Consider the following 12,476-nt stretch of genomic DNA (forward strand, 5'->3'; position numbering starts at 1 on the left):
AACCGTTATCAGTCATACGACCCACTCTTCGAGTGACAGAGTACTATGGCACGTCTCGAACTGAGCAACCTGCACGCGGAGGTAGCGGAGGGCGACGAGAAAATTCTCGAGGGCGTCGATCTCGAGGTCGAGTCCGGCGAGATCCACGCCCTGATGGGGCCGAACGGCTCCGGGAAATCCACGACCGCGAAGGTCATCGCCGGCCACCCGGCCTACGAGGTCACCGAGGGTGAGGTCCTGCTTCATCTCGAGGACGAGGAGTTCGGCGAGGAGATCGAGATTGACGAGGACCAGCGCACCTGGAACCTGCTGGACCTCGAGCCGAACGAGCGTGCCGCGCTCGGCATCTTCCTCGGCTTCCAGTATCCCGCCGAGATCGAGGGCGTCACGATGACGAACTTCCTCCGCACGGCGCTGAACGCCAAGATCGAAGAGCGCGAAGAGCTCTTCGAGGACGAGGAGGAGGTCGAGGCCGAGGAAGGGGACGAAGGCTTCGAGTCGTCGCCGATGGAAGGCCCCGAGGACGAGGGCGAGGTCGGCGTCGCCGAGTTCCAGCAGATCCTCCAGGAGAAGATGGAGCAACTAGACATGGACGAGAAGTTCGCCCAGCGGTACCTCAACGCCGGCTTCTCCGGCGGCGAGAAGAAGCAAAACGAAGTGCTGCAGGCCGCCATCCTCGAGCCGTCGGTCGCCGTTCTCGACGAGATCGACTCCGGGCTCGACATCGACCGCCTGCAGGACGTCTCGGCCGGCATCAACGCCTTGCGCGACGAGCAAGGCACCGGCATCCTTCAGATCACCCACTACCAGCGCATCCTCGACTACGTCGAGCCCGATCACGTCCACGTGATGCTCGACGGCCAGATCGCCAAAAGCGGCGGGCCCGAACTCGCCGAGGAACTCGAGGACAAGGGGTACGACTGGGTCCGCGAGGAAGTCTACGGCACCGCGTAACCGGATTCGACTAGAACAACCGTAATAACGCTACAGCCGTAACCACTAACCACATCAACCAATGAGTTCCGATCAAGACCATCTCAAAGAGACCGACACCGAGGCCCGGTTCGAGTTCAAGAAAGAGCAAAACGCCGCGGTCAAATCCGACAAGGGCCTGACCGAGGAGGTCATCCGCATGATCTCCGAGGACAAAGATGAGCCCGAGTGGATGTTAGAGCGCCGTCTGCGCGCGCTCAAGCAGTACCAGAACATGCCGATGCCGAGCGACTGGCCCGGCATGCCCGACCTCTCCGAACTGGACGTCGAGGAGATCGTTCCCTACATCCGCCCAGACGTCGACAAGCGCGAAGGCGTCGACGACTGGACGGAGCTGCCCGACGAGATCAAAGACACCTTCGACAAGCTGGGCATCCCGGAGGCGGAGAAGAACGCGCTCTCCGGCGTCGGCGCGCAGTACGAGTCGGAGGTCGTCTACCAGAACATGCAGGAGCGCTGGGAGGAGAAGGGCGTCATCTTCTGTAACATGGACAAGGCCGTCCAGGAGCACCCAGAGCTCGTCAAAGAGCACTTCATGACGACCTGTGTGCCGCCGAGCGACAACAAGTTCGCCGCGTTACACGGGGCCGTCTGGTCCGGCGGGTCGTTCGTCTACGTCCCCGAGGACGTGACCGTCGAGATGCCCGTCCAGGCCTACTTCCGGATGAACTCCGAGGGCATGGGCCAGTTCGAGCACACCCTCATCATCGCCGAAGAGGGCTCGGAGGTCCACTACATCGAGGGCTGTTCCGCGCCCAAGTACGGCACGCACAACCTGCACTCGGGCGGCGTCGAAGTCTTCGTCGGCGAAGACGCCCACGTCCAGTACTCGACGGTGCAAAACTGGTCGAAGAACACGTTCAACCTGAACACCAAGCGCGCCATCTGCGAGGCCAACGGCACGATGGAGTGGGTCTCGGGCAGCATGGGGTCGAAAGCCACCATGCTCTACCCGTGTACGATCCTCAAGGGTCGCGGCGCGACCGACACCCACATCACCATCGCCTTCGCGGGCGAGGGTCAGGACATCGACACCGGCGCGAAGGTCTACCACAACGCGCCCGAGACGAGTTCGACCATCGAATCCAAGTCGATCTCCAAGGACGGCGGCCGCACTAACTACCGCGGCCTCGTCCACATCGCCGACGGCGCCGAGAACTCGAGCACCGCCGTCGAGTGTGACGCCCTGATGTTCGACAACGAGTCCACGTCGGACACCATGCCGTACATGGAGATCGAGGAGTCGAAGGTCGACGTCGCTCACGAGGCGACCGTCGGGAAGATCGGTGACGAGGACATCTTCTACCTCCAGAGCCGCGGTCTGGACGACGACGACGCCAAGAAGATGATCGTCGCCGGCTTCATCGAGCCGATCACGGAAGAACTGCCCATCGAGTACGCGGTCGAACTCAACCGCCTCATCGAACTCGAGATGGAGGGGAGCCTCGGATAATATGAGCGCAGGAACACAGGTACACGCCAATCTGACGGAAGCACAGGTACGCGAGATCAGCGAGGGGTTAGACGAGCCCGACTGGCTTCTCGAGACGCGACTCGAGGCCCTCGAGGCCCTCGAGACTCTCGACATGCCGGACGTCATCCGGACGCCGGGCCGGGACTGGACGAACCTCCACGAGCTGGACTTCGAATCCCTCGTGGACCCGCTGAACGCGGCCGAGGACAAAGACCAGGTCGGCCCCGAGGACGCGGAGGTCCTCCCATGGGCCGAGGCAGTCCGAGAGCACGAGGAGCTCCTGAAAGAGCACTTCGGCTCCATCGTCGATCCCCAGGAGAACTACCTGACGGCGCTGTCGACCGCCCTCTTCAGCACCGGGACGGTCATCTACGTCCCAGAGGGCGTCGACGCCGAGGACGTCACCGTCCGCACCGAGCAAAACTCCCGCTCGCTGTTCAACTACACGCTCGTCGTCACCGAGGAATCGAGCTCGGTGACCATCCTCGAGCGCCAGTCGACCGGTGCCGAACAGGACGAGCAGTACTACAGCGGCATCGTCGAAGTCGCTGCCGGCGAGAACAGCTACGTCCAGTACGGCAGCCTCCAGAACCTCTCGGAGGATGCCTACAACTTCACCGTCAAGCGCGGCGTCGCCGATACCTACGCCACAATCGATTGGATCGAGGGCAACCTCGGTACCCAACTGACCAAGACTGAGGTTTCGACGACGCTTGACGGCGATTCGTCAGAAACGCAGATCGTCGGGGCCTTCTACGGCCACAACGACCAGCACTTCGACCTCGACGCGAAGGTCTGGCACCGCGCCGAGCATACGACGGCCGACCTCGTTACCCGCGGCGTCACCGACGACGTGGCCCGTTCGGTCTACGAGGGTGTCCAGGACGTCGGTGCCGACGCCTGGGACACCAGCTCCTATCAGCGCGAGAATACGCTGATGCTCTCCGATGAGAGCGAGGCCGACGCCTCCCCGAAGCTGATCATCAACAACCACGACACCGAAGCAAGTCACTCCGCGACGGTCGGCCAGATCGACCAGGAGGACCTGCTCTACATGACCTCTCGCGGTGTCAACCCGCGTGCTGCGCGCAATATGCTCGTCGAGGGCTTCTTCGTGCCCGTCTTAGAAGAGGTCGACGTCGACGAACTCCGCGACGACTTGCAGGAGCTGATCGGGGCTCGACTGCGCCGGCGCGACTAGTCGCCTTCCGTTTCTTCCGTTTTCGACCACGGACAGTGACACCGTCGACCTGAGAGACAGGAGCGATACCGGCCGGCCGATGCCGGCAATAGGGAAGCATAAGTACCGACGGTCCGGTATGTCACCTATGAGTCTGGGACAGCGCGTCTCGAGCGACCATCAGCTGACCCGATTGCTCCAGATCGGCGTCGTGCTGGAGGAACTCGTCGAGTCACGCGCCGCCCACCACATCGAGTCCCTGCCCCCCGAAGAGCGGGCGGCATTCGACGAGGAGGTGGAGGAGTTGCTCGCCGAGGCCGCCGCCGAGTCGGCCGACCACCGCGAGCGACTCGAGGCGCTGATCGATGATCTCGAGGCCGAGACGGTTGAATACGAGGAAATCAACGCACTGGTCGACGCTCAGTACGGGCCGCCGGAAGACACCGACGGCGTCCTCTACGACCAGCTAGCGAACGAGGAGACGGCCTACAAGTTCTACGACGACCTCATCGAAGCGATTGAGGCCTCGGACGCCGCGTTCGCCGTCGATCGCGATCGGCTGCTCGAAACGCTGTACGCAATTCGGGAGGAGGAAAAGGAAGGCGTCGAGGAAGTGACCGAGATCATGGAACACAGAGCATGATCGGGCCGACAACCGCGGCGGTTGCGCCCGTGCCGACGCCGTCCGACGCGTGCATCCCCACCCGGATTCGGTTGTACCGGCGAGGAAGTGACGCGACGCGTAGCGACACCGGAGGGAGGTTATGAACACTGCCGACCAATATCTCAAGGCGATCTACTTGGCTCAGCGAATCGAAGACGGCCCCGCATCGACCGGCACCCTCGCCGACCTGCTCGAGGTGAGTCCGGCCAGCGTCAACGAGATGGTCGGCAAACTCGAGGATCGCGGCCTCGTCGACCACGAGAAGTACAAGGGGGCCAGCCTAACTGACGACGGCCTCGAGCGTGCCCACGATGCCCTACAGACCTACTGTATCATCGAGCGGTTCCTCGCGAACGTCCTCGAAGTCGAGGAGTTCCGGGAGGAGGCTCGCGCCTTAGAGAGCGTTATCGATGACACCGTCGCGGAGCGCCTCGATACGATCATCGACCGGCCCGAACAGTGCCCCGACTGTTTCGACCCCGAAGCGGACTGCTGTGAGTTGCTTGAGGTCGGCGGTTGCGCGGACTGATCGTCGATTCGTCGTGGTCGGTCAGGTGTGCTCCGACGGCGGATCGCCGAATCGGATATAGCGGCGGCCGACGATCGCCGCGATGGCGAGCGCGATGATGACCGGGACGACGAGTCCCATCGGGAAGCGCCACGTGTCGACCGACCAGTCAGCCTCGAAAACGTCGGCATAGTAGCTTGCAGCCGCCTCGCCGTGGAGCGCGACCAGCACCTCGCGGTTGTTCTTGAGCGAGTTCGAGTTCCAGTTTGCGCTGCCGACAATCGCCACCTCTCGGTCGATCACCACGCCCTTCGCGTGGATCTTCTCGAAGCGATCGGTGTCCCCGACTAGTCGCACCTCGATCGGGAGGTCATCGTTCTTCGCGAGGCGCTCGAGGTCGGCGACGAGCCCCTCGTTCCCCTCGGCGTTGTACCACGCCGATCCGAGCAAGATACGAACCTCGACGCCCCGGCGGGCCGCCTCGACGGTCGCCTCGAGCAGCGAGACGTCGGCAGCGATCGTCGGTTGGACGACGAGAATCTCGTCGTCCGCCGTGGCGAGTAACTCCTGCATCCGACGATCGGCGTTGTCCGGTGCGACCAGCAGTTCGGCCGATTCGACCGGGACTGTTTCCGGTTCGTGGTTCGTCGGGAAGCCGGGATCCGACGAGGAGAAGAGCGAGTCCTCGTCCTCGACGAACGAGGTATTCGTGCGATAGGCCGATCCGGATACCGTATCCCAGCCCTCGAAATCGGCCCGAAAGACTCCCGCGAGATCGGCCGCGAGCGCCTCGTCCTCGAGCCGGACGCCCCACCCGCGGCTGCTCTCGCCGCCGACGCCTGCTGGCTTCCAGTTCTCGGTCGTGACCAGCACCCGATCGTCGGCGACCGCGTATTTGGGGTGGTGGTATCGATACCGCGAATCCTCACCGCCAATGGCCCGTACGTCGACGCCGGCGGCCTCGAGACGCCGGATGACCCCGTCGGTCGCCGCGGGCGTCCCGCCGACGGGACTCGCCTCGAGGAGGACCGACACGTCGACGCCGCGTTCGGCCGCGGCCACGAGTTCGTCAGTGATCGTGTCGGAAGTGACGGTATAGCCCGCTAACAGGAGTCGGTCGTCGGCGTTTCGAATCGTCTGCCGCGGTACGCTCGGTGCGTCTGGGAGGACGAACGCCGTGGCCTCATCGACGCTGGTGCTCGAGACGGGGAGGCAGGTCGCGTCTCGCGGCCACCACTGGCCGCTGGCTCGCACGGTGTTCGATCCCTTCTCCTCCGCCGTCCGATACCACCGCTCCGCCGTCGGTGCACTGTCGTACGACACCGCGTCGATCGTCGCCGTCGCATTTCGAAGGCGAAGGGTGTCGCCATCTGCGGCGAGCCGGAGATGCGCTTCCAGGCCGAGGACTGGCGCGTCGGTCAATCGCTCGGTCACGTTCGGAGCCGTACTCAGTGCGACGCGACCGGAGACCGTCGCGTTCGGAAGCCGCGCAGTCGTGTGGCCGTCGGTCAGCGTCAGATTCCGAAGCCGCGTGTCGGGCGGGGTCTCGAGGACGGTGAATTCGCCGACGTTATCGTCCGTAGTCGGATCCGGATAGAGGGAAACGATTCGCGGGCGCTTCGGTGGCCCGCTGTCGGTGGTGGGTGTCGACGCACGAGCGGGACAAGAGAGACCGTCCGGGATCGAGGACGGCACTGCGGTCGCTCGAGCGGTCGTCGGTTCGCGGGCGGCCGTTCCGTCAACGACAGTAGGTCCCGCGGTCGCAACGGCACCGGCGACGAGACAGCAGCCGAGGACGGTGACGAGGGCGGCTCGCCGAATATCCATCACCGCGTGTGGCCGCGCTTTGTTACTTAAATCCTCGCTGGTGCTCGAAAAGGAATCCGCGACAGGGTCGGCGGGTCTCCGTCGTCAGGCCGCCGGCTCGAGGTCGACGCGCTCGGCCTCGGCTTGGACGAGGTAGGCGCGATCGTCGTCGTAGTCGGCGACGGTCTCGAGGGCGTCTCGCGTGCCGATACGCTGGAGCGCCCACGCGGCGCTCGCTCGGACGCGGTCGGACTCGTCGCTCTCGAGGACGTCAGCGAGGGGATCGACGGCGCGAGTATCGCCGATCAGGCCGAGGGTGCGGGCGGCCCAGCTGCGGACGTCAGCCTCGTCGGCGACGAGCTGTTGAGCGATGGGGTCGACGGCGGCTTCGGCACCGATCTCGCCGAGGGCGCGGAAGGCCGGCTGCTGGAGGTTCGGGTTAGAGTCGACGTAATCGACCAAGGTGTCGACGATTTCCTCGTCGTCTACGCCGATCTTACCGAGGATGCGCATCGCGGCCTGATCGCGGCGGTTGGCCTTCTGGAGCATCGGGTCGATGGCCTCCTCGGGACCCATCCGTTCGAGGGCTTCCATGCAGTGGTCCTCCATGAAGTCCGAATCGAACGTCTCGAGCGCGAGGAGGATCATGTCGACGTTGCCCCGCTTCTCGTGGACCTTGAGCGCGTGCCACTCCGGCGGGAAGTCCTTGACGTGGTCGAGCACGTCGTAGTAGCCCTCGCGGCGGAGCTGTTCGCGGACTTCGAGGTCGGCCCACGCCGTCGCGTCGTCGATGTCGCTCTGGAGGTCGTCGGTCGCCTCGAGTAGGCCGGCGATCACTTCCGCGTCGTCGTCGGCGTCGAGTTCGGCGCTCTCGACCGCCTCGGCGGCGTTATCGAGGGTCGCGTCGAGCTGGTCGGGCACGGTCTCGCCCTGATTGACTAGCGTGACCGAACTGCTGAGCAGGTCGTTACAGTCGTCGAGGAACTCGTCGACCGCCTCGATCAGTTCGGCGTTGCCCTCCTCGGTCCAGCGAGTGTCCGTGATCGTCCCGCTCGCGTCGTCGATCTCGCTTATCACGTCCTCGCCGTAGGGGCCGCGTTGGTCCTCGAGGTTGGACTCGAGGTCGGAGAGGTCGCTCTCGATCTCGTCGTACCGGTCTTGCAGTTCTTCCTCCGGTGCGGGTTCCTCGTCTTCCGCCTCGTCCTCGTCGGTCTCGGGCGGGTCGGGAATTTCGACGGTTTCGAGGTCGTCGCGGAACGCCTCGAGGTCGGCTTCGACATCGTCGAGGTCGTCTTCGGTCTCGGCCGCTTCGAGATCGGACTCGAGCGCAGAGAGGTCGGCGGCCAGTGCGTCGAGTCGGTCGTCGATCGCCTCGAGATCGACGGGCTCCTCGCCATCCGCTTCCTCCGCGGCGGCCGCATCGTCACCGTTCGCCTCGTCCTCGCTCATATTCCCACCTCGGGACGACGCCGACGCGTGACAGTGTGCATATCTTACGGTCGTGTCAGCACGGTCCTAAGCGTTTCCATGCACGTCGACTTCCGACGAGCGTTCCCGATCGCCCCAGTAGAACCACGGGCTGAGCGTCATGTAGGCCAGCCCGAGCGTCAGGAGCGCGTAGGGGAACGTCCGCCCGGCGAAGTCGGGAACGAGGATCGCGAGCGCGTGGACGACGCCCATGATCCCGGCGTCGCGAGCCAGCAGGTCCGGATACCGAATTCTCGAAACCATCAGAAAGCAGAACGCGCCGGTGACCGCGAGGATGAGCCAGGGTCGAGTCTCGCCGGCGAGGATCGCCGCGCCAAGCACCGTCGCAGCCAGCGTCGTCTGCACGCCCTCGGTGTAGCTGCCGGAGATGTCGTAGGCGGTGTACATCCCCAACCGAGTGACCGCCATCGCAACAAACAGTGCACAGACGCCCGTCACGACCAGCAGTTCGGCCGTAACCGCGTCGAACGTGACCTCGAGGCTGTTCCTGACGATGACAAAGGAGAGGACGGCGGGGGCGACTGCGAAGGAGGCTACGTCGGCCAGCGAGTCCAGATACGGACCGGCGTCGGTGCCGCCGTATCGGCGCGCGAGGATGCCGTCGAGGCCGTCCGCGATCGCCGCCAGCAAGACGAGTCGGGCGGCTAGATCGACGTCGACGGTCGCGACGACGACGGCGACGAACCCCAGAGCGGCGTTGGCGATCGTCACCGCGTCGGCGACGCCCAGCCGACCGACGAACCGGGGGAGCATATGCCCGGATTCGACGGGGAGTTACCTTACGTGTTTTCGTTTCCGGCCCGTTCTCGGTTTCGGGGAGCGAACCAAGACGGTTATACCGTGACTGTCCCAACGGTCCGATATGCACCGGCGCGTCTACCTCGCCGCCGTCGGAACCGCTGTCTCGGCCGGCCTCGCGGGGTGTTCGTCCGCACGCAGCGTCCTCGCGAGCGACCCCTGTCGCGGCGAGAGCTGTCATATCGGGATGAATCGCACCGAATTCCTCCCCGATAGCTACGAAATCTCCGTCGGCGATACCGTCGTCTGGAAGAACACGAGCGAGGCGGACCACACCATCACGGCCTACAACGAACTCATCCCGGACGACGCGGCGTACTTTGCCTCCGGCGGCTTCGAGACGCAAGCGGCCGCATACGACGCGTGGCGGAACGAACGCGACGGCGGCCTCGGGCCGCGACAGACGTACGAACACACCTTCGAGGTCCCCGGCACGTACAAGTACTTCTGTATCCCCCACGAGCGGGCGAACATGACCGGCGAAATCGTCGTCTCCGAGTGATGGCCGCAGAAACTATCCACTGTGACGACAGAATCGTCCGACAGGCGGACTTTTATCGGCGAACGGCCGGCTGTGCTATCGCATGATGGTCATTCACGTGAACTCACGATCGATCAAGACACCCTCGAGACACGCTGGCCATCGATTCCGACAATCGCAAGGAAACGCTGGCGATCAATCCAGATGGTCTCGAGACACGCTGGCGATCGATGTAGCTCAGGGAGAGACTGTGGCATAGAGCCGCAGTACTTCGGACTCGAGTCGAGCGCCTCGAGTCGACATCGAAAATAGCTGCCGGCGAAATCGAACGTCTCCGTTCTCGGAATCAGTCGCCCGTGGCGACGTCTTCGTCGTCGACGTCGACCGAGGTCGCTTCCTCTTCGGCGACTTCCTCGGGGTGGGCCTCGAGGGTGGACTTCTGAATCTCGACGCGTCGCAGCGGGTAGATCGTCTTGGCCTCGCCGTAGATGGCAGAGGAGAGACGACCCTCGACGACGCTGTCGATGAGTTCCTCGAAGGAGCGCTCCTCGGCGGCCTCTTCGATCATCTCGACCATCGTCTCGCGGATGGCCTTCTCCTGGCTCGCGTCGGCCTTCTTGGTCGTGAAGGCGACGGGCTGGATCTGGACGCGGTAGTCGTCCGTCGTGAGGACGGTGACGTAGGCCTCGATCTTCGAGGCACCGCGACGGACCAGCGAGCGCAGGTAGTCGCGAGTCAGCGCGTGCTCGACGAACTCCGTGTAGGCGCTGTCGCTGCCCACGTCGGTCACCTTGAAGGTGAGTTTCGTGTTGTTCTCGCTGGCGTTGTCGGTCAACTCGCCGAGCGTCGTTTCGATGGTTCGGTCGTAGACTTTCTCCGGTTCGTCAGCGGGGGTCTCGCCGAGTTCCTGACGGTCGAACTGCTCGGGTGCCAGGACGGTGTACCACCGCTTCTCCTGTTTCGCGCGTGAAACTGATCGTTCGCTCATTGTGTATCGTGTGTTGAGTCGGTATCGCTGTCGGACGCAGGTCCCGCGTCCGTCGGTTCTGCGTGCTGTCCGTTCCGTGCGTGCGTCGCGACGTCAATCGCGACCGCGAGGTTGACGACGTAGTCGTCGACGGTCGATCGGAGGCCGCTCGTCGTCTCGCGGTCGATCCGCGTGACGACCGTTCCGTCCTCGCCGGACGAGCCGTCGCGCTCGACGGTCGTCTCCATCTCGTCGGTGTTGTCCGGGTCGAGCGACTGCGCGACGAGGTCGGGGTCGTCGCAGTCCGTTCGGATCGTCGCTCGCCGGCTCATAGCAGGTCCCTCACTGCCGCGATGATCGTCGAGTCGTCCACTCCGGGGTCGTATCGCAAGTAGCCGCGCCGATGGCCGACGTCGTACGCGACGCCGCCGGCGTCGGCCCCTGATTCTGTCGTCGAATCCGGCGCTTCGCCCTCGAGGTCGCGAGCAATTCCCTCGACCGTCGCTGCGAGAGACGTGGCCTCACGGGTCGCGATCGCGGCCTCGGCGTCGCCGTCAGCGGACTGCATCCGATCGCCCGAGGGACCGTGTCCGTCGCTGACCGCGAGGACGACGGGCTCCGGCGATCGGTAGGCCGCCGCGATACGAGCGACGGCTTCGACGGGGCCGTCGTCGATGCCGACGACGAACAGCCCGTCGTAGCGGCCGGTCGAGGCCGCCTCGAGCGCCGCGTGTGCGCGGCGGCCGTACTCGCGCCAGGCCTCGAGCGCGGCGTCGCGGGCGTCGTGGCCCATCGCGACCGCGATCCCCGTGCCGGGCTCCGTTCTCGCCGTCGCCTCGAGCACGTCGGCGAAGCCGCCGAGCGTCGCGAATGGGGCTTCGGGCGTCGCGTACGGCCGTAGCGCCTGGGCAATCGAGGCTGCGGCGGCGTCGGTCGCCGCCTCGGCACTGACGGCATCGAGCGCGACGAGCGAGCCGATCGCGCGGTGGTCGTCCGCGTCGAGGGCGTCGGGATCGCCCGCAGCGTCCGCGAGCGCTTCGCGTGTCGCGTCGGGATCGCCCGACCACGGCGTACGCAGGCGTGTCGAATACGCGATGTCGTCGATCGGAGCTGCGGTGGGAACCGCGACGCCGGGTCGCTGCTCGAGCAGGCCGCGTTCGCGCGCGGTCTCGACGAGCCACTCGCTCTCGCCCGCGCCGGGGTCGCCGCCAGCGGCGACGATGCCGGCCAGCGCGAGCACCGGATCCGGCGTCGCGCCGAGGTCACGGACGAGGTCGACGGCCTCGAGCGAGGCGGGTCTGTCGGTCGCCGTCAGTTGGACCGCGTCGGCGGCCCCGTCGGCGGTGCCGACGACGACCGTCGCGTCGCCCTCGTCGGTCTGTGCGCGGAGGCGCTCTGACCGCTCTGTGACCGTCCGACCGACGGTCACCTGAAACGGCGTCCCGGCGGCGGCGAGGGCGCTTGCGAGCAGGCCGCTGGCCGCGAGCGCGTCGCCGTCGGCGCGAGCGACCACCTGGACGAAGCCGGCGCTCTCGAGTGCGCTCGTAGCGGACGCCGGCTCGGCGGATCGACCCTCGGTGGACATACGGATGCGGTGTTACTCGCGGTCTTCGAGCAGCTCCGTCGCGACCTCGTAGGAGTACGCGAAGTCGGGCTCGAGTTCGTCGCCGCGGTAGTAATCGACCAGGCGGCGCACCTTCGATTCGGTGTTTTGCAGGGCGCGCTTGTTCTGGGCGTCCTGGGGGTTCTGACGGACGTGGTCGCGCAGACGCACTGCGCGCTCCATCAGGTTCCAGAGGTCCTCGGGGATGTCGGCCGTGGCGTCGTTCTCCTCGAGAATCTCTGAGATCTTCTTCCCGGTCGCCAGCTTGACGTCCGGGATGGGCGTTCCGGTGACGCCCTCGTCGCGCAGCTTCATCCCGATCTGGCTGGGATCGTAGCCCTGCTCTGCCAGTTCGACGACTCGGGCTTCGATATCATCCGAGTCGACGTCGCTCCACTCCGGCGGTTCGTCTGCCGACGGCTTGTCCGAACCGGACGAGCCGCGACGGCGGGTGTGCATTCGTGCCATTGTTGAGGATAGGAACCGCACTGACCGCGCGTATATACGGCTCTCG

13 protein-coding genes are annotated in these 12,476 nt (G+C 65.3%); 6 read left to right on the forward strand and 7 right to left on the reverse strand.

All coding sequences use genetic code 11. The features are described from left to right. Positions 1 to 45 precede the first annotated feature (45 nt). The 5 genes from ACJ70B_RS03120 (at position 46) to ACJ70B_RS03140 (ending at position 4,840) form a co-directional block, all read left to right on the forward strand. Complete coding sequence (locus ACJ70B_RS03120) at positions 46 to 954, forward strand: ABC transporter ATP-binding protein (RefSeq protein WP_408958961.1); 909 nt, start codon at positions 46 to 48, stop codon at positions 952 to 954. Positions 955 to 1,015: 61 nt separating this feature from the next. Then, on the forward strand, positions 1,016 to 2,446 hold the full coding sequence (gene sufB, locus ACJ70B_RS03125) for a Fe-S cluster assembly protein SufB (protein WP_408958962.1): 1,431 nt from the start codon (positions 1,016 to 1,018) through the stop codon (positions 2,444 to 2,446). Between the two features lies 1 nt (position 2,447). Beyond that, complete coding sequence (gene sufD / locus ACJ70B_RS03130; protein WP_408958963.1) at positions 2,448 to 3,668, forward strand: Fe-S cluster assembly protein SufD; 1,221 nt, start codon at positions 2,448 to 2,450, stop codon at positions 3,666 to 3,668. Between the two features lie 127 nt (positions 3,669 to 3,795). Continuing rightward, positions 3,796 to 4,290 (forward strand): ferritin-like domain-containing protein, encoded by a 495-nt coding sequence (locus tag ACJ70B_RS03135; protein ID WP_408958964.1) that lies wholly within the window; start codon positions 3,796 to 3,798, stop codon positions 4,288 to 4,290. A 121-nt stretch (positions 4,291 to 4,411) separates the two neighbouring features. Next, positions 4,412 to 4,840, forward strand: coding sequence for a metal-dependent transcriptional regulator (locus tag ACJ70B_RS03140; RefSeq protein WP_408958965.1), 429 nt, complete (start codon positions 4,412 to 4,414; stop codon positions 4,838 to 4,840). 21 nt (positions 4,841 to 4,861) lie between these two features. Here the strand turns inward: ACJ70B_RS03140 and ACJ70B_RS03145 are convergent, their stop codons facing one another. From ACJ70B_RS03145 to ACJ70B_RS03155, 3 genes are all read right to left on the reverse strand, one after another. Next, on the reverse strand, positions 4,862 to 6,646 hold the full coding sequence (locus ACJ70B_RS03145; RefSeq protein ID WP_408958966.1) for a phospholipase D-like domain-containing protein: 1,785 nt from the start codon (positions 6,644 to 6,646) through the stop codon (positions 4,862 to 4,864). Between the two features lie 84 nt (positions 6,647 to 6,730). Further along, on the reverse strand, positions 6,731 to 8,074 hold the full coding sequence (locus ACJ70B_RS03150; RefSeq protein ID WP_408958967.1) for a HEAT repeat domain-containing protein: 1,344 nt from the start codon (positions 8,072 to 8,074) through the stop codon (positions 6,731 to 6,733). Positions 8,075 to 8,140: 66 nt separating this feature from the next. Continuing rightward, positions 8,141 to 8,866 (reverse strand): protein sorting system archaetidylserine synthase, encoded by a 726-nt coding sequence (locus ACJ70B_RS03155; protein WP_408958968.1) that lies wholly within the window; start codon positions 8,864 to 8,866, stop codon positions 8,141 to 8,143. Positions 8,867 to 8,975: 109 nt separating this feature from the next. Between ACJ70B_RS03155 and ACJ70B_RS03160 the strand changes: the two genes are divergently transcribed. Continuing rightward, positions 8,976 to 9,413 carry a plastocyanin/azurin family copper-binding protein gene (locus ACJ70B_RS03160; RefSeq protein ID WP_408958969.1) on the forward strand — a complete coding sequence of 146 codons (438 nt, stop codon included), beginning with the start codon at positions 8,976 to 8,978 and terminating at the stop codon, positions 9,411 to 9,413. Positions 9,414 to 9,738: 325 nt separating this feature from the next. On the opposite strand, the gene ACJ70B_RS03165 is transcribed toward ACJ70B_RS03160, so the two are convergent. From ACJ70B_RS03165 to ACJ70B_RS03180, 4 genes are read right to left on the reverse strand one after another with little or no spacing between them, the layout of a single operon-like run. After that, positions 9,739 to 10,380, reverse strand: coding sequence for a 30S ribosomal protein S3ae (locus tag ACJ70B_RS03165; protein ID WP_408958970.1), 642 nt, complete (start codon positions 10,378 to 10,380; stop codon positions 9,739 to 9,741). Continuing rightward, positions 10,377 to 10,691 carry a KEOPS complex subunit Pcc1 gene (locus tag ACJ70B_RS03170; protein WP_408958971.1) on the reverse strand — a complete coding sequence of 105 codons (315 nt, stop codon included), beginning with the start codon at positions 10,689 to 10,691 and terminating at the stop codon, positions 10,377 to 10,379. Before ACJ70B_RS03170 ends, ACJ70B_RS03165 begins: the two co-directional genes overlap by 4 nt. Continuing rightward, a complete protein-coding gene (locus ACJ70B_RS03175) occupies positions 10,688 to 11,944 on the reverse strand; it encodes an exonuclease (protein WP_408958972.1) in 1,257 nt (418 codons plus the stop codon). The genes ACJ70B_RS03170 and ACJ70B_RS03175 overlap by 4 nt, the downstream gene beginning before the upstream one ends. Positions 11,945 to 11,956: 12 nt before the next feature. Next, positions 11,957 to 12,430, reverse strand: coding sequence for a 30S ribosomal protein S15 (locus ACJ70B_RS03180; RefSeq protein ID WP_408958973.1), 474 nt, complete (start codon positions 12,428 to 12,430; stop codon positions 11,957 to 11,959). Positions 12,431 to 12,476: the final 46 nt, after the last annotated feature.

The sequence above is a fragment of the Natrinema sp. 74 genome (genome assembly GCF_046097095.1).
Classification (GTDB): domain Archaea; phylum Halobacteriota; class Halobacteria; order Halobacteriales; family Natrialbaceae; genus Natrinema.

Coding starts and splice junctions, on each gene's coding strand:
- ACJ70B_RS03120 (WP_408958961.1), top strand. CDS start 46: ATGGCACGTCTCGAACTGAGCAACCTGCACGCGGAGGTAGCGGAGGGC.
- sufB (WP_408958962.1), top strand. CDS start 1,016: ATGAGTTCCGATCAAGACCATCTCAAAGAGACCGACACCGAGGCCCGG.
- sufD (WP_408958963.1), top strand. CDS start 2,448: ATGAGCGCAGGAACACAGGTACACGCCAATCTGACGGAAGCACAGGTA.
- ACJ70B_RS03135 (WP_408958964.1), top strand. CDS start 3,796: ATGAGTCTGGGACAGCGCGTCTCGAGCGACCATCAGCTGACCCGATTG.
- ACJ70B_RS03140 (WP_408958965.1), top strand. CDS start 4,412: ATGAACACTGCCGACCAATATCTCAAGGCGATCTACTTGGCTCAGCGA.
- ACJ70B_RS03145 (WP_408958966.1), bottom strand. CDS start 6,646: ATGGATATTCGGCGAGCCGCCCTCGTCACCGTCCTCGGCTGCTGTCTC.
- ACJ70B_RS03150 (WP_408958967.1), bottom strand. CDS start 8,074: ATGAGCGAGGACGAGGCGAACGGTGACGATGCGGCCGCCGCGGAGGAA.
- ACJ70B_RS03155 (WP_408958968.1), bottom strand. CDS start 8,866: ATGCTCCCCCGGTTCGTCGGTCGGCTGGGCGTCGCCGACGCGGTGACG.
- ACJ70B_RS03160 (WP_408958969.1), top strand. CDS start 8,976: ATGCACCGGCGCGTCTACCTCGCCGCCGTCGGAACCGCTGTCTCGGCC.
- ACJ70B_RS03165 (WP_408958970.1), bottom strand. CDS start 10,380: ATGAGCGAACGATCAGTTTCACGCGCGAAACAGGAGAAGCGGTGGTAC.
- ACJ70B_RS03170 (WP_408958971.1), bottom strand. CDS start 10,691: ATGAGCCGGCGAGCGACGATCCGAACGGACTGCGACGACCCCGACCTC.
- ACJ70B_RS03175 (WP_408958972.1), bottom strand. CDS start 11,944: ATGTCCACCGAGGGTCGATCCGCCGAGCCGGCGTCCGCTACGAGCGCA.
- ACJ70B_RS03180 (WP_408958973.1), bottom strand. CDS start 12,430: ATGGCACGAATGCACACCCGCCGTCGCGGCTCGTCCGGTTCGGACAAG.